The 21,603-nt window shown below is 68.8% G+C and carries 20 protein-coding genes; 3 read left to right on the top strand and 17 right to left on the bottom strand.

What is annotated here, in order from left to right:
- Positions 1-32 precede the first annotated feature (32 nt).
- The 16 genes from infB to QO010_RS14900 all read right to left on the bottom strand — a co-directional run bounded on the left by infB (position 33) and on the right by QO010_RS14900 (position 16,541).
- Complete coding sequence (gene infB / locus QO010_RS14975) at positions 33-3,086, bottom strand: translation initiation factor IF-2 (protein ID WP_307350433.1); 3,054 nt, start codon at positions 3,084-3,086, stop codon at positions 33-35.
- Between the two features lie 191 nt (positions 3,087-3,277).
- Complete coding sequence (locus tag QO010_RS14970) at positions 3,278-3,943, bottom strand: RNA-binding protein (RefSeq protein ID WP_307350432.1); 666 nt, start codon at positions 3,941-3,943, stop codon at positions 3,278-3,280.
- Positions 3,944-4,018: 75 nt separating this feature from the next.
- The gene (gene nusA / locus QO010_RS14965) at positions 4,019-5,689 is read right to left on the bottom strand and encodes a transcription termination factor NusA (RefSeq protein WP_307350431.1); all 1,671 of its coding nucleotides are present in this window, start codon (positions 5,687-5,689) and stop codon (positions 4,019-4,021) included.
- 8 nt (positions 5,690-5,697) lie between these two features.
- Entirely contained in the window at positions 5,698-6,234 is a 537-nt protein-coding gene (rimP, locus tag QO010_RS14960) for a ribosome maturation factor RimP (protein ID WP_307350430.1), read from the bottom strand.
- 147 nt (positions 6,235-6,381) lie between these two features.
- Complete coding sequence (locus tag QO010_RS14955) at positions 6,382-6,885, bottom strand: hypothetical protein (RefSeq protein WP_307350429.1); 504 nt, start codon at positions 6,883-6,885, stop codon at positions 6,382-6,384.
- A 127-nt stretch (positions 6,886-7,012) separates the two neighbouring features.
- Positions 7,013-7,696 carry a tRNA (guanosine(46)-N7)-methyltransferase TrmB gene (trmB, locus tag QO010_RS14950; RefSeq protein WP_307350426.1) on the bottom strand — a complete coding sequence of 228 codons (684 nt, stop codon included), beginning with the start codon at positions 7,694-7,696 and terminating at the stop codon, positions 7,013-7,015.
- 9 nt (positions 7,697-7,705) lie between these two features.
- Positions 7,706-8,926, bottom strand: coding sequence for a methionine adenosyltransferase (metK, locus tag QO010_RS14945; protein WP_307350424.1), 1,221 nt, complete (start codon positions 8,924-8,926; stop codon positions 7,706-7,708).
- A 247-nt stretch (positions 8,927-9,173) separates the two neighbouring features.
- Positions 9,174-9,617, bottom strand: coding sequence for a helix-turn-helix domain-containing protein (locus tag QO010_RS14940; protein ID WP_307350423.1), 444 nt, complete (start codon positions 9,615-9,617; stop codon positions 9,174-9,176).
- A gap of 10 nt (positions 9,618-9,627) precedes the next feature.
- Positions 9,628-11,226, bottom strand: a complete 1,599-nt coding sequence (gene lnt / locus QO010_RS14935) for an apolipoprotein N-acyltransferase (protein WP_307350422.1) — start codon at positions 11,224-11,226, stop codon at positions 9,628-9,630.
- Positions 11,223-12,083, bottom strand: a complete 861-nt coding sequence (locus tag QO010_RS14930; protein WP_307350419.1) for a hemolysin family protein — start codon at positions 12,081-12,083, stop codon at positions 11,223-11,225. The genes lnt and QO010_RS14930 overlap by 4 nt, the downstream gene beginning before the upstream one ends.
- A 7-nt stretch (positions 12,084-12,090) precedes the next feature.
- Entirely contained in the window at positions 12,091-12,522 is a 432-nt protein-coding gene (gene ybeY, locus QO010_RS14925; RefSeq protein ID WP_307350417.1) for an rRNA maturation RNase YbeY, read from the bottom strand.
- Positions 12,519-13,460, bottom strand: coding sequence for a PhoH family protein (locus tag QO010_RS14920; RefSeq protein WP_307350416.1), 942 nt, complete (start codon positions 13,458-13,460; stop codon positions 12,519-12,521). Before QO010_RS14920 ends, ybeY begins: the two co-directional genes overlap by 4 nt.
- The gene (gene miaB / locus QO010_RS14915) at positions 13,457-14,803 is read right to left on the bottom strand and encodes a tRNA (N6-isopentenyl adenosine(37)-C2)-methylthiotransferase MiaB (protein ID WP_307350415.1); all 1,347 of its coding nucleotides are present in this window, start codon (positions 14,801-14,803) and stop codon (positions 13,457-13,459) included. Before miaB ends, QO010_RS14920 begins: the two co-directional genes overlap by 4 nt.
- 268 nt (positions 14,804-15,071) lie before the next feature.
- Positions 15,072-15,482 (bottom strand): Fur family transcriptional regulator, encoded by a 411-nt coding sequence (locus QO010_RS14910; RefSeq protein ID WP_307350413.1) that lies wholly within the window; start codon positions 15,480-15,482, stop codon positions 15,072-15,074.
- A gap of 59 nt (positions 15,483-15,541) precedes the next feature.
- Entirely contained in the window at positions 15,542-15,970 is a 429-nt protein-coding gene (locus QO010_RS14905; protein ID WP_307350411.1) for a GNAT family N-acetyltransferase, read from the bottom strand.
- Between the two features lie 4 nt (positions 15,971-15,974).
- Positions 15,975-16,541: a NifU family protein gene (locus QO010_RS14900; RefSeq protein ID WP_307350409.1), complete on the bottom strand. Its 567-nt coding sequence runs from the start codon at positions 16,539-16,541 to the stop codon at positions 15,975-15,977.
- A gap of 198 nt (positions 16,542-16,739) precedes the next feature.
- Here QO010_RS14900 and QO010_RS14895 point away from each other — a divergent pair, with 198 nt between their 5' ends.
- The 3 genes from QO010_RS14895 (at position 16,740) to QO010_RS14885 (ending at position 20,759) form a co-directional block, all read left to right on the top strand.
- Positions 16,740-17,045, top strand: a complete 306-nt coding sequence (locus tag QO010_RS14895; protein ID WP_307350406.1) for a hypothetical protein — start codon at positions 16,740-16,742, stop codon at positions 17,043-17,045.
- A gap of 462 nt (positions 17,046-17,507) precedes the next feature.
- Positions 17,508-19,346 carry a methyl-accepting chemotaxis protein gene (locus QO010_RS24060; protein WP_307350404.1) on the top strand — a complete coding sequence of 613 codons (1,839 nt, stop codon included), beginning with the start codon at positions 17,508-17,510 and terminating at the stop codon, positions 19,344-19,346.
- A gap of 144 nt (positions 19,347-19,490) precedes the next feature.
- On the top strand, positions 19,491-20,759 hold the full coding sequence (locus QO010_RS14885) for a cytochrome P450 (RefSeq protein ID WP_307350402.1): 1,269 nt from the start codon (positions 19,491-19,493) through the stop codon (positions 20,757-20,759).
- Positions 20,760-20,975: 216 nt separating this feature from the next.
- Here the strand turns inward: QO010_RS14885 and QO010_RS14880 are convergent, their stop codons facing one another.
- The gene (locus QO010_RS14880) at positions 20,976-21,446 is read right to left on the bottom strand and encodes a universal stress protein (RefSeq protein ID WP_307350401.1); all 471 of its coding nucleotides are present in this window, start codon (positions 21,444-21,446) and stop codon (positions 20,976-20,978) included.
- Positions 21,447-21,603: the final 157 nt, after the last annotated feature.

The following is a 21,603-nucleotide window of genomic DNA, read 5'->3' as shown; positions in this document are numbered from 1 at the left end:
CCCTCGACTTGATCACAAGGTTCGCGTCGCCGCTACAGCGACCGCTTGACCTCTTCCACCGTGAAGCACTCGATCTCGTCGCCTTCGCGGATGTCCTGGAAGCCGGCGAAGGCCATGCCGCATTCCATGCCGTTGGTGACTTCCGCCACCTCGTCCTTGAAGCGCTTGAGGGTCTGCAGGGTGCCCAGTTCCAGGACCACGACGTTCTCGCGAACGATCCGGACCTTGGCGCCGCGGCGGACCACGCCCTCGGTGACCCGGCAGCCGGCGACGCGGCCGACCTTGGAGATGTCGAAGGCCTGCAGCACCCGGGCGTTGCCCAGGAAGGTTTCCCGCTGGATCGGCGAGAGCATGCCCGAGAGCACGCCTTTGATGTCGTCCAGCAGGTCGTAGATGATCGCGTAGTAGCGGATCTCGACGCCTTCGCGGACGGCCAGGTCGCGGGCTTGCTTCGACGCACGGACGTTGAAGCCCAGGATCGGGGCCCCGGCGCCCTTGGCCAGCATGACGTCGCTCTCGCTGATCGCCCCGGCGCCGGAAAGGATGATCCGCGCGCGGACCTCCTCGGTGCCGATCTTGTCCAGCGAGCCGACGATGGCCTCGGCCGAGCCCTGCACGTCGGCCTTGATGACCAGCGGCAGTTCGCTGACCTTCTTGGACTGAAGACGGGCCATCATGTCGGCCAGGCTGGCCTGGGCGACGGGGGCGGCCCCGGTCTTTTCGCGGCGCTTGCGTTCGCGGTATTCGGTGATCTCGCGGGCCCGGGCCTCGTTCTCGACCACGGCGATGGCTTCGCCGGGCGAGGGGGCGCCGTCCAGGCCCAGCACCTCGACCGGGGTCGAGGGGCCGGCCTCGGTGACCTGTTCGTCCCGCTCGTTGAGCAGGGCGCGCACCCGGCCCCAGTGGGAGCCGGCCACGATGATGTCGCCGCGTTTCAGGGTGCCGCGCTTGACCAGCACGGTGGAGACCGGGCCGCGGCCCTTGTCCAGCTTGGCCTCGATGACCACGCCCTCGGCCGAACGGTCGGGGTTGGCCTTGAGGTCGAGGACCTCGGCCTGCAACAGGATGTTGTCGATCAGGTCGTCCAGACCGGTCTTCTTCAGCGCCGAGACTTCCACCACCTGGGTGTCGCCGCCCAGGCTTTCGACGACGATCTCGTGCTGCAGCAGCTCGTTGATCACCCGGGTCGGATCGGCGTCGGGCTTGTCCATCTTGTTGATGGCCACGATGATCGGGACGTTGGCCGCCTTGGAATGCTGGATGGCCTCGATGGTCTGGGGCATGACCCCGTCATCGGCGGCCACCACCAGAACCACGATGTCGGTGACGTCGGCGCCCCGGGCCCGCATGGCGCTGAACGCCGCGTGGCCGGGGGTGTCGAGGAAGGTCACCCGGTGGCCGTCCTTCAGGCGGACCTGGTAGGCGCCGATATGCTGGGTGATGCCACCATGCTCGCCGGAAGCGACATCGGTGGAGCGCAGGGCGTCGAGCAGGCTGGTCTTGCCGTGGTCGACGTGGCCCATGACGGCCACGACGGGGGCGCGGACTTCCAGGTGATCGTCGATGTCCTCGTCGCCGATGAAGCCCTCTTCGACGTCGGCTTCCGAGACGCGGCGGACGGTGTGGCCGAACTCGGTGGCCACCAGCTCGGCGGTGTCGTTGTCGATGACGTCGTTGATCTTCATCATCACGCCCTGACGCATCAGGAACTTGATGACCTCGACGCCGCGGGTGGCCATACGCTGGGCCAGCTCCTGCACGGTGATGACGTCGGGAATGACCACTTCGCGGGCGATGCGGGCCTGTTCGACCCCGCCGCCACGGCGCTTCTCGCGTTCACGCTCCCGGGCCCGGCGGACCGAGGCGAGCGAGCGCATGCGCTCGACGGCGCCCTCGTCGTCACCGGCCAGGGTCTGGATGGTCAGGCGGCCTTCGCGGCGCTGCGGAGCGCCCTTGGTGCGGGAGACGGCCTTGTCCGTGCCGGGCGCGGCCTTGGCGCCGCGGCGGCCCTCGTCCTCGTCGGGACGGCGGTCGAGGTTGGCGGAGCCGGGGCGGGGCGCCTGGCGGGTGGCGCGCTGGATCTCGGGCGTGGCGGGCGGGCCGCCGACCGGGGCGCCGCGCGGCGGGCGCGGGCCGGTGGGACGCTCGCCCGGACGGCCGGGGGCCGGACGCGGGGCCAGGGCCGAATAGCGGACGGTCTCGCCGGCCTTGGGCTCGCCGCCACGGGGACGGTCATTGCCGCCCTCACGAGGGGGACGGGCCGCATAGCCGCCGTCGCGGGCGGCCGGGGCGCCGGGTGCGGCGTCTCGCGGAGGCCGGGCAGCGAAGTCGCCGCCGCCTTCACGCGGGGCGCGCTGGCCGTAATTGACGTTGGCCGGGCGGTCGGGCCGGTAGGTGGTGGTCGAGGGCCGGTCGTCGCGGCGGTCGCGGGACGGCTCGTACTGGCGGGTCTGGCCGGGCGCGGGGGCCGGGGTCTGGGCGCGGGGCGGTTCGGCCGGGCGCGGCGCCGGAGTCGGAGCGGCCGGGGCCGGCGCGGGCTGGGCGGCGACCGGAGCCGGCGCCTCGGGCGCGGCGGCGACAGGCGCGGCCGGGGCCGGCGTCGGGGCGGCCGGAGCCGGAGCGGCGGGCGCTTCAGCGGCGGGGGCGGCTGGCGCGGGTTTCGGCGCGGCGGCGGCCGCTTCGGCGGCGCGGCGGCGGGCTTCGTCCTCGGCGCGGGCGCGTTCGGCGGCGGCGGCGCGTTCCTGGTTCTCGCGGGCCAGCTCGATGGCGCGCTGGCGGGCGCGCAGTTCTTCCTGGCTCAGGCCGGACGGATCACGGCCGCCGGAGGGCGCGGCGCCGGGCGGACGGGCCTGGGGCGCGCCGCTGGGGACCGTGCGTTTTTCGGCGTTGGAGGGGCCGGCGAGATTGCCCATGGGCGCCGAATGCGGGCGGGCCCGCTTGGTCTCGACGACCACGGTTTTCGACCGGCCATGGCTGAAGCTCTGCTTGACCACCCCCGCGCTGACCGAGCCCGCGCGGGGCTTCAGCGTGAGAGGGGTCCGTCCACCAGGGGACTGCGGCCGGCCGTTGTCGTTCTCGTCGCTCATTCGCTCTCTTACTCACCACCGGACGGTACCGGCTCTAGAACCCGTATGAAGGAGGGGTTTCCGTCAGGGTGAAGAACCCCTCAGGACCTGCTCCCGATGCAACGGCGAAAGGGCGGAAAACCCGCCCCTGTCACCCAGCCTTCTGTGAAGGCCTCTCGCCCCTGATGTCTCGCGAGCGGGGCGTTCAGGTCCTACTTGACCCTTTTACCCGCAGGCTCCTCGCGCCAACCCTCAGGGAGAAGCGGGCGGAAACCGGTGAGGCGCTCGACGTCTGAGGTCCAGCGATCCGCGGTCCGCCCCGCAAGGAAGGCGGTGTGTATCACATTCTCCCCGCCCAAGGCCAAACCCAATTCCTCGGCGGTGAAAACCCCGATCAGCCGGGGCGGTTTGTCGACGTTGCGGCAGATGCCGAGCAGCTTGCGCCGCCCGTCCTCGGCCCCGTCGGAGGCCTCGACCAGCCAGGCGGCCTTGCCGTTATGGATGGCGGCGGAGACTTTCGCGAACCCCGAGATAAGCGCGCTGGCCCGCCGCGCAAGACCCAGCCCGTCCAAAAGCCGCCGGATCAGCAGCCGCTCGACCTGGTCGGCGAGGTCGGGGGCGGCGATGACCTTGGCCTTGGCGGCCCGGGCGAACAGGCCTTTTTTCGCGGCGGTCTCGATGCTGGCGCGGTCGGCGGCCACCCACATGCCGCGGCCTGGGAGCTTGCGGGCCAGGTCCGGGACGACCTGCAGGTCCGGGCCGATGACGAAGCGGACCAGCTTCGACTCTTCCATCACCTCGCCGGACACGAGGTCGCGGCGCTGGCGGGAGACCTCGGCGAGAGTCTTGGGGTCGTGGACGTCGGGCTTCTTGGACATAGGGGTTAGGGGCTAGGGATTAGGGACTAGAAGTAGGGGCTGGGTTTCTAACCCCTAGCCCCTAGCCCCTTGCCCCTAGGCTTCCGTCTCCGCTTCAGCTTCCGGCGCTTCACCCTCAGCCTCGGCGAAGTCCTCGCCCTCGCCTTCGGACTCGACGTATTCTTCCTCGTATTCCGGCTCGGGCGGGGCCTCGACCCAGCCCATGACGATGCGGGCGCGCATGATCAGGGCCTCGGCGTCTTCCGGCGAGAGGTTGAAGCTTTCCAGGATGCCGCTCTCGCGCACCCGCTCGCCGTCCTTGGTTTCGAACCAGCCGCGCAGGTCGTCCGGCACCAGGCCGGCCAGGTCCTCGACGCTCTTCACATCGCCCTCGCCCAGGGCGACGGCCATGGGCAGGGTGACGCCTTCGATCTCCAGCACGCCGTCCTCGACGCCCAGCTCGACGCGGCGGGCGTCCTGGGCGGCGGCTTCGCGTTCCAGGAATTCGCGGGCCCGGGTCTGCAGCTCCTCGGCGGTTTCCTCGTCGAAGCCCTCGATGGCGGCCACTTCATGCGGCTCGACATAGGCGACGTCCTCGACCGTGGCGAAGCCTTCGGTGGCCAGCAGCTGGGCGATGACCTCGTCGACGTCCAGGGCTTCCTGGAACAGCTGGGTGGTCTCGGCGAACTGCTTCTGGCGGCGCTCCGATTCCTGGGACTCGGTCATGATGTCGATCTGCCAGCCGGTCAGCTGGCTGGCCAGGCGCACGTTCTGGCCGCGGCGGCCGATGGCCAGCGACAGCTGCTCGTCGGGAACGACCACTTCGACGCGCTCGTCCTCCTCGTCCATGACGACCTTGGAGACTTCGGCGGGCGCCAGGCCGTTGACGATGAAGGTCGCCTCGTCCGGGCTCCACTGGATGATGTCGATCTTCTCGCCCTGCAGTTCGGCGACCACGGCCTGGACGCGCGAACCCCGCATGCCGACGCAGGCGCCGACGGGGTCGATGGAGCTGTCGTTGGAGACCACGGCCATCTTGGCGCGGCTGCCCGGGTCGCGGGCCACGGCGCGGATCTCGATGACGCCGTCATAGACTTCCGGCACTTCCTGGGCGAACAGCTTGGCCATGAAGCCGCCGTGGGCGCGGCTGAGCATGATCTGCGGGCCCTTGGTCTCGCTGCGGACGTCGTAGATGTAGCAGCGGATGCGGTCGCCGATGTTGAAGTTCTCGCGCGGGATCGACTGGTCGCGGCGCATGATGCCCTCGCCCCGGCCCAGGTCGACGATGACGTTGCCGTACTCGACGCGCTTGACCACGCCGTTGACGATCTCGCCGACGCGATCCTTGTATTCCTCGTACTGCTTTTCGCGCTCGGCCTCGCGGACCTTCCCGAACACCACCTGGCGGGCCATCTGGGTCTGGACCCGGCCGAACTCGAAGGGCGGCAGCTCCTCGGTGTAGGTCTTGCCGATCACGGCGTCCTTGTCGAAGGCCAGGGCGTCCGACAACTCGACCTTGCCCAGCTCGCCTTCCAGGTCCGTGCCGTCGGCGACGACTTCACGGGTCCGGGTGATCGAGGTCTCGCCGGTGCGCGGATCGATATGGACGCGGATGTCGTGCTCGGCGCCGTAGCGGGTGCGGGCCGCCTTCTGGATCGCTTCCTCGATGGAGGCGATGACGATTTCCTTGTCGATATTCTTCTCGCGCGCGACGGTTTCGGCGATCGCCAGCAGTTCTTGGCGGTTGGCGGAGATGCCGGTGGCCATGGTGGTTCCTACTCTTCGGGTTCGGATTGCAGTCTGGCGGCGCGCTGCTGCTCGCCGCGTTTCATCAGTTGATCGTTGAGGACCAGCTTGGCCTCGGCGATCCAGTCGAAGGGAATGTAGACGGTGGTCTCGTCGTCGCCCTCGGGGTTGATCCCCACGGCGCCGTCTTCGGTTCCCGCCAGCTCGCCCTTGAAGCGCTTGCGGCCGTCGGCCAGGCGGTCCAGCTCGATGCGTACCTCCAGGCCTTCATAGGTGTCGAAGTCCTTCAGCCGGGTCAGCGGCCGGTCGATGCCGGGGCTGGAGACCTCCAGGGCGTATTCGCCCTCGATGGGGTCGGCGGCGTCGAGGATCTCGGAGATGGCGCGCGACAGCTTCGTGCAGTCGTCGATGCCCATCTCGCCGTCCTCGGGGCGTTCGGCCATGATCTGCAGGCGGCGGGTATTGCCGCCCATCAGCCGCAGACGGACGATCTCGTAGCCCGCGGCCTCCGCCACCGGGTCGAGGAGTTCGAGAAGCTGTTTGTCCTCAGACGTCTTGCCGCGCACTTCAAAAAACCAACAAAAAAGCGGCGGGCCTCGCGGCCGCCGCTCATAAGCGCTATCCAGCGCAAATGGACGATGTGGGCCCTATATAGCCCCGGCCGGCCCGCGAGGGAAGAGGGCAGTCTGTCCTCCCCTCGCCGGACAACCCCCTCAGGAACTCCGGGCGATCCGCCCCAGGGTCAGGCCTCCCAGCAGCCCGCCCAGTGGAATACCGACCAGGAAGGCCCGGAAGAGCCAGAAGTCGAAGGTCTCGTTCGGGGTCATTTCCAGGCGGTGCGGCCCGTGCAGGGCCAGCAGGGCGCTCGAGGCCGGATAGACCAGCAGTTCGAGAAGCTCGCCGGGATGGTGGCGGGCGGCCCAGCCGCCGGCGAACAGATAGGCGAGCGCCGTCGCCAAGCCGCCGGCGGCCATCCACAGGGGTTTTGCCGGCAGCAGGCCTGTGCGGACGGCGATCGCCAGGGGTAGGGCGAAGACGGCCGCTATGGGAATGCCGATCGGGGCGAAGGCCATGGCAAAGACGGCGCCGGGGTCGGTGAATCCCCTGGAGAGGGCCGCCGTCGCCAGCAGCAGCGGAACCACCACCGCCACGCCCGAGGCCGCCAGCAGGGCCAGCAGCAGGCGGCCCCAGGATGGGCGGGTGGTGTGATGGTTCATCAGGAGAGCCCGCCATACGACATGGGGCGGATCAATCCCAGAGACGCGGGGCTATGGGGCGTGAGGCAGGCTGGGCGGTGGGTAATGGCCGCGACGGATGAACCCGTTAGCGACTATCTGACGAACCTCAGACCCGCACGAAGTCCAGCCAGACCGGCGCGATGTCGCCCAGCTTCTTTTCTTCGTAGCGGGTGGTGATGTGGTCGGCGGGCGGGGTGCGCCAGTCGTCGGCGCGGTGGGGATTCCAGGTGAAGAGGCCGCTGGCCAGCACCCGCTCCAGGGTCCAGTCGGCGTAGTCGGCCCAGTCGGTGGCGAAGCGGAAGGGGGCGGCGGGCTTAAGCAGGCGGGCGGCCTCCACAAGGAATTCCGGCTGAATAAGCCGGCGCTTGTGGTGGCGGGCCTTGGGCCAGGGGTCGGGGAACAGGATGAAGAGGCGGTCGAGGGAGCCGTCCGGCAGCCAGGCCATCAGCTCGCGGGCGTCGCCGTGGTGGAGGCGGACGTTCTGGACGCCGGCCTCCTCGATGTGGCGCAGGGCGCTGGCGACGCCGTTCATGAAGGGTTCGGCGCCCAGGCTCAGCACGTCGGGGCGGCGGGCGGCCTGGGCGGCCAGGTGCTCGCCGCCGCCGAAACCGATCTCCAGCCAGACTTCGGCGGCGTCCGGCTTCAGGGTCAGCGGGTTGAACGGGCCTTGCGGCACGGTGATGGCCGGCAGCAGGCTGTCCATCAGGGCGGCCTGGCGCGGCTTGATCGGGCGCGACTTGATGCGGCCGAAGCTGCGCAGCGGGCCGTGCGGCTGTTGCGGTGAGGTCATCCGCTGGCTTTAGGCCAGGCGGCGCAGCTCATCCACCAGATTGGTCTGTTCCCAGCTGAAGCCGCCCTCGTTGTCCGGCTGCCTTCCGAAATGCCCATAAGCGGCGGTGCGGGCATAGATCGGCCGGTTGAGCTGCAGATGCTCGCGGATGGCCCGGGGCGTGGCGCCGCCGATCAGGTCGGGCAGGGCCTTTTCCAGCACCGCCGGATCGACCTCGCCGGTGCCGTGGGTGTCGACATAGAAGCTGAGCGGCCGGGCGACGCCGATCGCATAGCTGATCTGGATGGTGCATTTGCGGGCCAGGCCGGCGGCCACGACGTTCTTGGCCAGATACCGGCAGGCATAGGCCGCCGAGCGGTCGACCTTGGTCGGATCCTTGCCCGAGAAGGCGCCGCCGCCGTGCGGGGCCGCGCCGCCATAGGTGTCGACGATGATCTTGCGGCCGGTCAGGCCGGTGTCGCCGTCCGGTCCGCCGATGAAGAAGTCGCCGGTCGGGTTGACATGCCACTTGGTCTTCTTGGTGATCAGCCCCTCGGCGAACAGCGGTTCGACATGGGGGCGCAGGGCCGCCAGCATGCGCTTGGAGGTCACCTTGTGCAGACCCATGCGCTTCCTGTGCTGGTGGCTGATGACGATTTCCTCGACATGCACCGGGCGGTCGTTCTCGTAGCGCAGGGTGACCTGGCTCTTGGCGTCGGGCTCCAGGAAGTCCAGCTCGCCCGAATGGCGCAGCTGGGCCAGGCGGTGCAGGACGTCGTGGCTGTACTGCAGGGTGGCCGGCATCAGGGCCGGGGTGTCGTCGGTGGCGTAGCCGAACATGATGCCCTGATCGCCGGCCCCCTCGTCCTTGCCCTCGCCGGCGTCGACGCCCTGGGCGATGTGGTCGGACTGGCCGTGCAGGAAGCACTGGAACTTGGCCTTGTCCCAGTGGAAGCCCTTCTGCTCGTAGCCGATGTCCTTGATGGCGGCGCGGACCTTGGGCTCGAGGCTGGCGATGATCTGCTTGTTGCGGTCCTTGTTCTCGTGGCGCGACAGGCCCGGCTTTCCGGCGCGAACCTCACCCGCCAGGACGATGCGGTTGGTGGTCACCAGGGTCTCGCAGGCCACCCGCGCTTCCGGTTCAAAGGCCAGGAAGGCGTCGACCACGGTGTCGCTGATCCGGTCCGCCACCTTGTCGGGATGGCCCTCGGAAACGCTTTCACTGGTGAAGATGTAGTTGGAACGGGACAAGACGGGCTCCTCAAGCAAGGCCGGCGGACCCTATAAAGATATCCTTATGTCCGCAAGACGAAGCGGGCCGGCGGGGGAATATCTGGAGCGAAACGTGGCTTAATCCAGCCCACAATTCCGCTCATCCCCGCGAAAGCGGGGACCCAGGTGTTTTTCGTTGCAGAATTTCCGCCGCCCAGCGTGTCGGGATCGCCCCCAACGGTAAAAAGCCTGGGTCCCCGCTTTCGCGGGGATGAGCGGATGATTTTTAGGCCGCCGCGCCTTCCTCGGCCTCGTCCTCGGCCATGGCGCGGACCAGGTCGACGACCCGGCGGCGCAGGCGCGCGCGCTTGATCTGGGTGAACAGCTCGGCCAGCTCCAGGCCCTCGGCGCTCATCAGAAAGGCGTTGACGAACTGCTCGGAGGCCGGCTGGGCGAAGCCGTCGGTTTCCTTGGCCGTGGCGGGGTCGGCCAGGCCGTCGAAGAAATAGCTGACCGGCGCCGCCAGCGAGGCGGCGATCTCGTAGAGCTTGGAGGCGCTGATGCGGTTGGCCCCCCGCTCGTATTTCTGGACCTGCTGGAAGGTCAGGCCCAGGTCGGCGGCCAGCCGCTCCTGGGTGACGCCCAGGGCCTTGCGACGTTGTCGGACCCGCCGGCCCACATGGACGTCGATCGGGTTGGGGCTGCGGCTGTCGTCGGCTTTATCGGTCATGGGCGTCCTGTTACGGAAAAAGCTCCGTGGCAGTCACCCCCCTTTCCGTATCTTGTGCGCGATTTCTGGATTTTGCCAATGGCCATCTCACGCCCGCGGCCAGAGAAATCAACAAAAGCGCGAAAAAACACCAGTCGCCCAACCGGCGGAAGAGCGTCGGCGCGGCCAGCGGCGCGGGCAGTCGGGCGTCGATCACCCCCTCCTGGCCCTGTTCCAGACGGCGCAGGATGCGGCCTCGCGCGTCGATCAGGGCCGAGACACCGGTCGGGGTGACCCGCACCATCGGCAGGCCCTCCTCGATGGCCCGGTAGCTGGCCAGGTTCAGGTGCTGCAGCGGGCCGCTGGTCGTTCCGAACCAGGCGTCGTTGGAGACATTGACGATCCAGCGCGGGGTGACGCCGGTGCGGGCCGCCCCCTCGCGGGTGAAGCCGGGATAGAGGCTTTCGTAGCAGATCAGCGGCTGGAAGGCGGGCAGGCCCGGCGGGGTCAGGGGCCTGGGGCGCGGGCCGATGGAGAAGCCGTCGCCGACATGGACCAGCTTCTTGAACCCGATCCTGCCCATCACCGAATCCAGCGGCATGAACTCGCCGAACGGCACCAGGCGGTATTTGTCATAGAGGCCGATGGGGGTCAGGCCGTCCGCGTCCCGGCGCACCACCGCCAGGCTGTTGTAGTAGCGCGGCCCGTCGATGCGGTAGGCGCCGACGATCAGCACCTGGCCGGGCTTGAGGGCGGCCTGGATGGCGTCGCGGGTCCAGGTTCCCGGCGCCAGGTATTCGTCGATGGCGGCGGGGATGGCGCCCTCCGACCAGATGACCACGTCCGGCGTCGTCTTGGCGGGGGCGACGGTGCCCCTGATGTAGCGGTCGACGATGCCGGCGAAGCTCTGGGCGTCGTACTTGGCCAGCTGGGGCACGTTGGCCTGGACGATGCGGACCAGCGGGCCGGTCGCCGGCGGGGCCTTGGCGGCCAGGGCCAGGGCGCCGAAGATCCACAGCCCGGCCAGGGCAAGGGCGGCGGCGCCGACGGCGATCCGGGCGCGGCGCTTGTCGGCGGGGGCGATCAGCAGAGCCGGAGCCGCGGCGATGGCCAGGGTGAGCCAGGTCAGGCCATAGGCGCCGACCAGGCTGGCGGTCTGGGACATGGCTGAACCCGCCCGCCAGGTCTCGCCGACCAGGTTCCAGGGGAGGCCCGTCAGCACATGGCCGCGCAGCCATTCGAACAGGGCCAGGACCCCGGCGAAGACCAGCAGGCGGGCCAGGCCCTTGGGGTTGATCGCGCGGTAGACCGCCATGGCCGCGCCCCAGAACAGGGCCAGGCCGCCGGCCATCAGGGTGACGGCGATGGGGGCCATCCAGCCCTGGTTGGCGGCGTCGACCAGGAAGGCCTCGGCGATCCACCACATGCTGAGGGCGAAATAGCCAAGGCCCGCCAGCCAGCCCCGCAGGAAGGCGGACTTGCGGCTCGGCGCCTCGTCGACCAGCCAGAGCAGGACGGCATAGCCCAGCAGGCCGGGCAGGAGGCCGAAGGGCGGATGGGCCAGGGCGGCGGCCAGCCCGGCCGCCAGCGCCAGGCCGCGCAGAACCCAGGGGCCTTTGGGCAGGGTCACGGCTCTTGCGGCGGCGCCAGCAGCGCCTGGGTCCGGTGGATGCGGACCCGGCGGACCTTGCGCGGGTCGGCGGCGGTGACCTCGAACTCGAAGCCGGAGGGGTGGGCGATCACCTCGCCCCGGCGCGGGACCCGGCCGGCCAGGGCGGTGACCAGGCCGCCGACCGTGTCGATCTCTTCCTCCATGTCGTGCGGGGCCAGCTCGCCATGGCCCAGCCGCGCCTCCAGGTCCTCGAGCAGCACCCGGGCGTCGGCGTCCAGGTCGCCGTTGGGCCGCTCGGTCAGGCCGCTGACCTGGGCCTCGTCATGCTCGTCGTCGATCTCGCCGACCACGGCCTCGACCAGGTCCTCGAGGGTCACCAGGCCATAGGTGCCGCCATATTCGTCGATGACCAGGGCCAGGTGGGCCCGGCTCGACTGCATCCGCGCCATCAGCGCCTGGGCCGGCATGGAGGGCGGCACGAACAGCACTTCGCGGGAGATCTTCTTCAGGATGGCCGAGCCGGTGCGCGGTTTCTTGCCGGCCATTAGCTTGAAGACGTCCTTGATGTGGACCACGCCCACCGGGTCATCGAGCGTGCCGCGATAGATGGGCATGCGGCTGTGCTCGGCCTCCAGGAAGCGGGCGACCACGGCCTCGAAGGGGGTGTCGATGTCGATGCCGACGATATCGGCCCGGGGGGTCAGCACGTCCTCGACGGTCAGCTTGGCGAAGTCCCGGGCCTGGCGGGCGATGTCGGTGGTCCCGGGCTGGGGCGGCTCGGGCTCGATCGGATAGGCCAGCAGCTCCAGCAGCCAGTTGCGCAAACCGCCGCGTTTCTTGCGGGCGGGAGGACTTCGGTCGTCGTCGCTGGCCATCGTTTCCCTAGGCGTAGGGATCGGAGACGCCGATCCCGGACAGAATGGCGCGTTCCAGCGCCTCCATCGCCTCGGCCTGCGCCTCGGTCTGGTGGTCGTATCCTAATAGATGCAGCACACCGTGCGCCACCAGGTGTTGCAGATGGTCGGCCAGGGACTTGCCCTGCTCGGCCGCCTCGCGGGCGCAGACGCCATAGGCCAGGGCGATGTCGCCCCGGCTGTCCTCGGGATTGGGCGGGGCGGGGAAGCTCAGCACATTGGTCGGGCCGGCCTTGCCGCGGAACTGCTGGTTGAGGGCGGCGACCTCATCGTCGGAGGTGAGCAGCACCGCGACGGTTCCGCCGCCGGTCAGGGCCGCGTCGGCCGCGACCATGACCAGGATCTCGGCCTGCGGCAGGGCCCGGGTCCAGGCCTCGTCCTCGATTTCGACTTCGATCATCGGCCGCGTTTCGCCGCATCGGCGTCGTAGGCGTCGACGATGCGGGCGACCAGCGGGTGGCGCACCACGTCGGCGGCGGTGAAGCGGGTGACGCCGACCCCCTCGACGCCTTCCAGGATGGCGACGGCATGAGCCAGGCCCGAGTCACGGGCGTTGAGCAGGTCGATCTGGCTGGGATCGCCGGTGACCGCCATGCGGGCCCCTTCGCCCAGCCGGGTCAGCACCATCTTCATCTGCAGGCGCGAGAGGTTCTGGGCCTCATCGACGATGACGAAGGCATGGGCCAGGGTGCGGCCGCGCATGAAGGCGACGGGGGCGACCTCGATCTCGCCCTTGTCGCGGCGGCGGCGCAGCTGCTCGGAGCCGACGATCTGGGTCAGGCTCTCCCAGACCGGAGCCATGTAGGGGTCGACCTTCTCGGTCAGGTCGCCGGGCAGGAAGCCCAGCCGCTCGCCGGCCTCGACGGCGGGGCGGGTGACGATCAGCCGGTCGACCTCGCCCCGCATCAGCAATCCGGCCCCGTGGGCGACGGCCAGGAAGGTCTTGCCGGTGCCGGCGGGCCCCAGGCCGAACACCAGGTCATGGCGGCCCATGGCGGCCATGTAGTCGGCCTGGTTGGCGGTCTTGGGCGAGACGGGCCCCTTGCGGGCGCCGCCGGGGGCAGTGGAGGCTCCGCCCGAGCGAGCCTGGCCGACCGCCACCCGCACGTCGGACTCGCCGACCGTGTCGCCGGCGTCGGCCTTTTCGGCCAGCAGGGTGATGGCGGTCTTGGCCTGGCCGCGGGCGCGGGCGTCGCCGTCGACCGAGACGCCGCCGCCGGGGGTCTCGACCAGCACCTTGAAGGCGTCCTCGATCAGGGCGGCGTGGCGCCCGCCCGGACCGGAAATGGCGCGCACCGCCTCGTCGGAGAGCGGCAGGAACTCGGGGGGTCTGCTCATGCCAATACGGACTCTTCGACCAGGGTCCCGGCCAGGCTCTGGCGGGCGGCGCTGTCGATGCGGACCTGGGCGATCTGGCCCATCAGGCCGGCCGGGGCGGTGACATGCACCGACTGCAGGTAGGGGCTGCGGCCGATCAGCTGGCCCGCGTGGCGGCCGACCCGCTCGAAGAGGATCGGCAGGACGCGGCCGACCTGGCTGTCGTTGAAGGCCTGCTGCTGCTCATTGAGCAGGGCGTTGAGGCGGGCCAGGCGCTCGTCCTTGACCTCGTCGGCCACCTGGCCGGGCATGGCCGAGGCCGGGGTGCCGGGGCGGCGGCTGTATTTGAAGCTGAAGGCGCCGGCGTGCTGGACCTGGCGGACCAGGTTCATCGTGGCCTCGAAGTCGCTGTCCCGCTCGCCGGGGAAGCCGACGATGAAGTCGCCGCTCATGGCGATGTCGGGCCGGGCGGCGCGGATCTTCTCGATCAGCGTCAGGTAGGTGTCGGCGGTGTGGCCGCGGTTCATGGCCTTGAGGATGCGGTCCGAGCCCGACTGCACCGGCAGGTGCAGGTAGGGCATCAGCTGGGGCAGTTCGCCATGGGCGGCGATCAGGGCCTCGTCCATGTCGCGCGGATGGCTGGTGGTGTAGCGGATGCGGTCCAGGCCGGGGATTTTCGCGAGCTGGCGGGCCAGGCTGGCCAGTCCGCCGTCACAGCCGTCATAGGCGTTGACGTTCTGGCCCAGCAGGGTGACCTCCCGCACCCCCTGGTCGGCCAGCTGGCGGGCCTCGTCCAGGATCTTGCCGGCCGGTCGGCTGTATTCGCCGCCGCGCGTATAGGGCACCACGCAGAAGGTGCAGAACTTGTCGCAGCCCTCCTGGACGGTCAGGAAGGCGGTGACGCCCTTGACCTGCCGCGAGCCGGCCAGGGCGTCGAACTTTTCCTCCGGCGCGAAGTCGGCGCTGAGGCGCTCGCCGCTGGCCCGGTGGGCGCGGGCGATCAGTTCGGGCAGCTGGTGATAGGCCTGCGGGCCGACCACCAGGTCGACGGCGGGCTGGCGGCGCAGGATCTCCTGGCCCTCGGCCTGGGCGACGCAGCCGGCGACGGCGATGGTCATGCGCCCGCCGCCTTCGGCCTTGCGCTGCTTCATCAGCCTGATCTGGCCCAGCTCCGAATAGACCTTCTCGGTGGCCTTCTCGCGGATATGGCAGGTGTTGAGCACCACCAGGTCGGCGCCCTCGGCCTCGTCCGTCATCGCGTAGCCCAGCGGGCGCAGGACATCGGCCATGCGCTCGCTGTCATAGACGTTCATCTGACAGCCGTAGGTCTTGATGTAGAGGCGCTTGGCGGGGGTCTGGGTCATTGCGACGGGTTTATGGGGTTGCGGGTGTGGCGGCGCAAGCTTGGCGCGGCCGTCAGGCGTGGATGCGGGCCGATCGGCAGTAAGATTTTCACCACGAACAACACGAACAACACGAACGGGTCCGCGCCGACCCGAGCTTCGACCCGAAGGGTCTCTCAATAGGAACGGCCTTCGGCAAGGACACGCTCTTGGCTCCGTTCGTGTTGTTCGTGTTGTTCGTGGTGAAACCTTGCGGCCTCACCGCTTCCACGGCTTCGAGGCGGAGCGACTACTCGCTGTCCGCCGGCACCCCGTAGAGTTCCAGCCGGTGGTCGACCAGGCGGTAGCCCAGCTTGCGGGCGATGGCCTGTTGCAGGCGCTCGATCTCCTCGTCGACGAACTCGATGACCTTGCCGGTCTTCATGTCGATCAGGTGGTCGTGGTGGGTGTCGGGGGCTTCCTCGTAGCGCGAGCGGCCGTCGCGGAAGTCGTGCCGCTCGATGATGTTGGCTTCCTCGAACAGCCGCACGGTCCGATACACGGTGGCGATGGAGATGTGCGGATCGACGGCGTGGGCGCGGCGGTAGAGTTCCTCGACGTCCGGGTGGTCGTGGGCCGTCGACAGCACGCGGGCGATCACCCGGCGCTGGTCGGTCATCCGCATGCCTTTTTCCACGCAGAGTTTTTCGAGGCGGTCCACAGGGCTCTCCGAATACGAGTCTCTTAGGCCAGGTTGGGCGGAACATAGGCCGCCCGGCCTCACCTGTTAAGGGAAAGCCGCATCACCAGGGCGTCAGAGCCGTCGGCATAGTAGTCGCGGCGCCGCCCGACCTGCTCGAACCCCAGCCCCGCATAGAGATTGATCGCCGCCGGGTTCTCGGCGCTGACCTCCAGAAACAGGGTCGCCGCGCCCAGCTGGACCAGCACGACCTGGGCCGCCTCGATCAGGGCCCTGGCCTGGCCCTGGCGGCGGGCGGCGGGAGTCACGGCCAGGGTGACCACCTCGCCCTCGTCGACGACATGGCGGCAGAGGATCAGCCCCTGATCGGTGGCCAGGCCGAACATGCCCGGTTGCGACAGCAGGTCGGCGAAGGCCTTCTCGCCCCAGACCTCGTCGAAGGCGCTGGCATGGATGGCGGCCAGGCGCTCGGTCTCGGCGGGGGTGGGCTCGATGAGGCGGGGGTTCACGGCCCTAGAGGGTCTGCTCGACCCGGGTCACTTCCGGCACATAGTGCCTGAGCATGTTCTCGACCCCGGCCTTCAGGGTCGCCGAGGACGAGGGGCAGCCCGAGCAGGCGCCGCGCATGTGCAGGTAGACCACGCCGCTCTCCGGCTCGAAGCGCGAGAAGACGATGTCGCCGCCGTCCTGGGCCACGGCCGGGCGGATGCGGCTGTCCAGCAGCTCCTTGATCTCGGCGACGATCTGGGCGGTTTCGCCCTCGTATTCGGTGGTGTCGTGACCCTGGTCGCTCATGTCGGTCAGCAGCGGGGCGCCGCTGGTGAAATGGTCCATGATCGCCGCCAGGATCGGGGCCTTCAGGTGCGGCCAGTCGGCGTCCGGGTCCTTGGTCACGGTCAGGAAGTCGGGGCCGAAAAACACCCGCGACACATTGTCCAGGTCGAACAGGGCCTTGGCCAGCGGGCTGGCGGCGGCCTCCTGGGCGTCGCGGAATTCCCGGGCGCCCTCGCCCAGCACTTCGCGGCCCGGCAGGAACTTAAGCACTTCAGGATTCGGGGTATTTTCGGTCTGGATGAACATGAGAGTCTTTATAGCCCGCTTTGGGACGAGGGTCAGCAACGCCGTAGATGGCGCTTGAGTCATGGGCCGGCAAGGACCTGAAAAAAACCGCTGATATTCAATCCTCGATAACGGCTTGTAAGTCCGTTTTTAACCCCAAGCCCCTAAACCTCTGAGGGTCAAAACCACTCCTAACTGCTCAGAAGGGGCTATAGCAGGATGAAATATCCTCTCTTCATCGCCGGTGTTGTCGGGGCCGCCATGGTCGCTTCGTCGGTCGGCGCCGCCGATCTGCAAGGTCAGATCTCCGGCTGCCTGGCCAAGCACGCCAATCCGCGGCAAGCCGCCAACATCATGCTCTCCTGCACCGCCGACGGCGGCAAGCTGACCAACTGCGCGGTCGTCGAGAGCGATGCGCCGAACAAGGGCTTCGAAGCCGCCGCCATGTGCGTCGCCTCGGTGCTGCCCATGGGCGCCAAGACCGGCACGGTCCGCGTGCCGGTGCGTTTCCCGGGCGGCGGCTGATCTTCAGCCTCTAGGTCTACAGGGGATACCTGCAACGGGGCGGACAGCCATGTCCGCCCCGTTCGCGTTCGGGGGTGCAGGAGCGGAGCGAAACCCGAAGCTCCGGGGTCGCGGACGCACGGGATTTTGGGGTCGCTTCGCGACAGGAAGATAAGTTCTAGAGAAGAAGAGCAAGCGACAGTGGCTCGCTGGATGCGCCGCAGGCTGTCTTCGAGAAATAATGCCTGCGGCGCTATCGAGGGACAGCGTCGCAGCTTGCGCTTCTTCTTCCCCTTCTCTTCCTTCCCAGTTTAATCCCACCTCTCATGACGCCCGGCGGTGGATCGATGGCTTGGCGTCGCCGGCGCCCCGCCGAGACGACAATTTTTTCACGTCCAGGCGGTTTCCCGGAACATCCTTAACCTTCGGCTCATCTTCGGCCCCCAAATTAGGTTTACCCTAACCAAGGCTGACTGAACCGACATGCGCATGTTCCGCCTCGATGACGCCCCGCTGGCCGTGAAGATCGGCCTGGCGCCGCTGCTGGCCCTGATCGCCCTGGCCCTGGTGGCCGGCGGATCGTTCGTGCTCAACCAGCGCCAGAACGCCCAGCTCGGCACGGTGGTCAACACCGACATGCCGGCGAGCCTGAAGCTGGCCCAGATCTCCAACGAGATCACCGCCGAGCACGGCGAGCTCTATCTGCTGCTGACCCACAAGTTCGCCGAGATCGAGACCGACAAGCTGGATGGCCGCGCCGCCGCCCTGGCCACCGCGATCGGCGTCACCCGCAAGGAGGTCGACGACGCGCTGAAGACGGCGCCCAAGTCGCAGGTCAAGTCGCTGACGGCCCTGAAGAAGGACCTCAAGGACTACGGCGACGCGGTCGACCTGGTGTTCTCCATGCTGTCGGCCGACGCCAGCACCGCCGCCCAGTTCACGGTGCCGTTCGAGCAGCAGTATGTGACGATGAACAAGCGACTGGCCGCCGCCCAGGCCGCCAGCACCGCCGCCACGGTCGCCGAAGCCAAGAAATCCCAGGCCAGCGCCTCGGCCATGGGCCTGGCCGCCGCCGGGCTGGCGGGCCTGACCCTGCTGGTCGTGGCCGGCATCGCCGCGGTGCTGGTCATCCGCACCCGCCAGGGCGTCATCAAGATCGCCGACGCCACCCAGAAGCTGGCCGCCGGCGACAACAAGGTGGATCTCGACAGGATCAAGCGCGCCGACGAGCTGGGCGCCATCGTCCGCTCGCTGGTGGTGTTCCGCGACAACCAGTTGCGGCTGGCCGAACTGCACGAACGCGAAAAGGAACTGGACGCCGAGCGGGCCGCCGCCGGGGCCGACCAGGAACGCTCGCGCGCCGAACTGGCCCGCGAACAGGCCACCGTCGTCGAGGGCCTGGCCAGCGCGCTGGGCCGCCTGACCGCCGGCGACCTGACCTGCCGCATCGAGCAGCCCTTCGCCAGCGCCTATGAAAAGCTGCGCACCGACTTCAACGGCACCGTCGACCAGCTGCGCGAGATCATGGGCAGCATCGCCGCCGGGGCCACCGGCATCGAGGCCGCCTCGGGCGAGATCAGCTCGGCCGCCGACGACCTGTCGCGTCGCACCGAGCAGCAGGCCGCCAGCCTCGAAGAGACCGCCGCCGCCCTGCACGAGATCACCGCCGCCGCCGTCCGCACCGCCGAGGGCGCCAGCCATGCCGACCGCACGGTCGCCGAGGCCGGCGACGACGCCCGCAACAGCGGCGAGGTGGTCCGCAAGGCCGTCGCCGCCATGAGCGAGATCGAAAGCAGCAGCCGCCAGATCACCCAGATCATCGGGCTGATCGACGAGATCGCCTTCCAGACCAACCTGCTGGCCCTGAACGCCGGGGTCGAAGCGGCCCGGGCCGGGGAAGCCGGCCGCGGCTTCGCGGTCGTCGCCTCCGAAGTGCGGGCGCTCGCCCAGCGCTCCGCCGACGCGGCCAAGGAGATCAAGAGCCTGATCGACACCTCCGGCTCGCAGATCCGCTCGGGCGCCTCGCTGGTCGGGGAAGCGGGCGCTGCCCTGGAACGCATCGCCGGCCGGGTGGTCGAGATCACCCGCCAGATCAGCGAGATCGCCGCTTCGGTGCGCGAACAGTCGACGGGCCTGGCCGAGGTCAACGGCGCCGTGAACCACATGGACCAGATGACCCAGCAGAACGCCGCCATGGTCGAGCAGTCCACCGCCGCCTCGCACTCGATGCGCCAGGAAGCGGTGCAGCTGGGCGGGCTTATCCGCCGCTTCAAGCTGGGCGACCAGCCGCAGCCGCGGCAGGGCTACGCCCGAGCCAGCTAGGCGGGCTGCGTAGTTCTCCTCCGCATTTGACTTGCGAAACCTGACGCAGGCGTCACCATGGCGCCTGCGTCTTGCCGTACGGGTGGCTGTGCAGGCCTCCTTGCAAGAAAACGGGGCGCACAAGAAAAGCGACGGGAGACAGCCATGGCCGACGGAGCCTTCGATCTGCAACGGGCAGCGCGCGAGGACGCCTACAGCCGCCCCCTCTCGAGCATCGACGTCGCCGATCCCGAGCGGTTCCGCACCGATACCTTCTGGCCGTATTTCGAGCGGCTGCGCAACGAGGCGCCGATCCACTGGGTCGAGACCGAGGCCGACTACGGGAACTACTGGTCGGTGACCCGCTACGCCGACATCATGGCCATCGACACCAACCACCAGGTGTTCAGCTCGGACGCGCACCTGGGCGGCATCACCGTCGGCGACTTCGACGAAGACTTCGTCATGCCGATGTTCATCGCCATGGACCCGCCCAAGCACGACATCCAGCGCAAGACGGTCAGCCCCATCGTCTCGCCCCACAACCTGGCCCAGATGGAGCCGATCATCCGCGAGCGGGTCGGGGGCATCCTCGACGGCCTGCCGATCGGGGAAGAGTTCGACTGGGTCGACAAGGTCTCGGTCGAGCTGACCACCCAGATGCTGGCGACGCTGTTCGACTTTCCCTGGGAGGATCGCCGCAAGCTGACCCGCTGGTCGGACATCACCACCACCATCCCCGGCGTCGGCGGCCTGGTCGAGACCGAGGACGAGCGGCGGGCCGAGCTGATGGAGTGTCTGGCCTACTTCACCAACCTGTGGAACGAGCGGGTCAACAGCGAGCCCAAGGGCGACCTGATCTCCATGCTGGCCCATGGCGAGGCGACGCGGAACATGGAGCCCATGGAATACCTGGGCAATGTCATCCTGCTGATCGTCGGGGGCAACGACACCACCCGCAACTCGATCACCGGCGGCCTGCTGGCGCTGAACCAGAACCCGGCGGAATACGCCAAGCTCAAGGCCGATCATGGGCTGATCACCTCGATGGTGCCCGAGATCATCCGCTGGCAGACCCCGCTGGCCCACATGCGCCGCACCGCCGTCGCCGACTACGAGATCGGCGGCCAGACCATCCGCAAGGGCGACAAGGTGGTGATGTGGTACGTCTCGGGCAACCGCGACGAGCGGGCCATCGACAACCCCAACGCCTTCATCATCGACCGCGAGCGGCCCCGCCAGCACCTGTCGTTCGGGTTCGGCATTCACCGCTGTGTGGGCAACCGCCTGGCCGAGCTGCAGCTGAAGATCGTCTGGGAAGAGGCGCTGAAACGCTTCCCGGACATCCAGGTCGTGGGCGAGCCGCGGCGGGTCTATTCGAGTTTCGTGAAGGGGTATGAGACACTGCCGGTGGTGATTCCGGCGCGGTATTGAGGGCCGCTCCTTACGGCCGAGGCGCCGCCTTGGCCGTAAGAATTTCACCACGAACAACACGAACAACACGAACGGGTTGGCGCTGCCCCGAGCCCCTTCGGCCGAAGGCCTGTTTCGGTTCCCAGACCCTACGGGTCAGTCGAGAGATTGGCTCGGACCGTTCGTGTTGTTCGTGTTGTTCGTGGTCAATTCTTCTTTCGGGCGTTCCGACCACCCTCACGCCAGATCCGCGATCTCCTCGTCCGTCAGATCGCCTGGCACGATAGTGACCGGCAGCTTGCGGCCGCCCCAGCTGACCCCGTCCTTGGCCAGCGAGCTGATCATCGGCCCCGGATTGCGGCCGGGGGCGGCGGCCAGGACCATGATCTTGATGTCGGGATCGGCCAGCACGGCGTCGCGGATGGCCGCGCGGGTGGTCTCGGCGTGCTTGATCAGGAATTCGGGCGGCGAGCCGGTCTCGGTGACGATAAGTTCGGCCAGCTTCTGCAGCTGGGCCTCGGCCTCGGCCCGTTCCTGGCGCTCCATCTCCTCGCGCACCCCCGACCAGTGCTCGAACACCGCTGGCTGGATGACCCGCAACAGCGCCAGCCGCCCCCCGGTCGAGCGGGCCCGGCGGCAGGCATAGCGCAGCGCCGCCTGGAACTCGGGGCTGTCATCGGCGATGACCAGGAACTTCCGCGCGCTCATAGGGCGACGGTGGATGAAGTGCGCGGCGGGTGCAAGGTATGGCGCACCCCTCCTCCTCGATGTGTTTGGACCGGAGACATCCGTGACAAGCGTTCGGGGACATCCGTGACAGTTTTCCGGCCTTCGGAAGGAGGCTGGGGATGCCGTTCACGGGAGT

The organism is Caulobacter ginsengisoli, from assembly GCF_030814835.1.
Taxonomy (GTDB): Bacteria; Pseudomonadota; Alphaproteobacteria; order Caulobacterales; family Caulobacteraceae; genus Caulobacter; species Caulobacter ginsengisoli.
This window is presented reverse-complemented; position numbering and strand designations above follow the sequence as displayed.

Coding starts and splice junctions, on each gene's coding strand:
- QO010_RS14880 (WP_307350401.1), bottom strand. CDS start 21,446: ATGAGCGCGCGGAAGTTCCTGGTCATCGCCGATGACAGCCCCGAGTTC.
- QO010_RS14955 (WP_307350429.1), bottom strand. CDS start 6,885: ATGAACCATCACACCACCCGCCCATCCTGGGGCCGCCTGCTGCTGGCC.
- QO010_RS14900 (WP_307350409.1), bottom strand. CDS start 16,541: ATGTTCATCCAGACCGAAAATACCCCGAATCCTGAAGTGCTTAAGTTC.
- QO010_RS14970 (WP_307350432.1), bottom strand. CDS start 3,943: ATGTCCAAGAAGCCCGACGTCCACGACCCCAAGACTCTCGCCGAGGTC.
- QO010_RS14885 (WP_307350402.1), top strand. CDS start 19,491: ATGGCCGACGGAGCCTTCGATCTGCAACGGGCAGCGCGCGAGGACGCC.
- QO010_RS24060 (WP_307350404.1), top strand. CDS start 17,508: ATGCGCATGTTCCGCCTCGATGACGCCCCGCTGGCCGTGAAGATCGGC.
- ybeY (WP_307350417.1), bottom strand. CDS start 12,522: ATGATCGAAGTCGAAATCGAGGACGAGGCCTGGACCCGGGCCCTGCCG.
- QO010_RS14920 (WP_307350416.1), bottom strand. CDS start 13,460: ATGAGCAGACCCCCCGAGTTCCTGCCGCTCTCCGACGAGGCGGTGCGC.
- infB (WP_307350433.1), bottom strand. CDS start 3,086: ATGAGCGACGAGAACGACAACGGCCGGCCGCAGTCCCCTGGTGGACGG.
- miaB (WP_307350415.1), bottom strand. CDS start 14,803: ATGACCCAGACCCCCGCCAAGCGCCTCTACATCAAGACCTACGGCTGT.
- QO010_RS14940 (WP_307350423.1), bottom strand. CDS start 9,617: ATGACCGATAAAGCCGACGACAGCCGCAGCCCCAACCCGATCGACGTC.
- QO010_RS14895 (WP_307350406.1), top strand. CDS start 16,740: ATGAAATATCCTCTCTTCATCGCCGGTGTTGTCGGGGCCGCCATGGTC.
- nusA (WP_307350431.1), bottom strand. CDS start 5,689: ATGGCCACCGGCATCTCCGCCAACCGCCAAGAACTGCTGGCGATCGCC.
- QO010_RS14930 (WP_307350419.1), bottom strand. CDS start 12,083: ATGGCCAGCGACGACGACCGAAGTCCTCCCGCCCGCAAGAAACGCGGC.
- trmB (WP_307350426.1), bottom strand. CDS start 7,696: ATGACCTCACCGCAACAGCCGCACGGCCCGCTGCGCAGCTTCGGCCGC.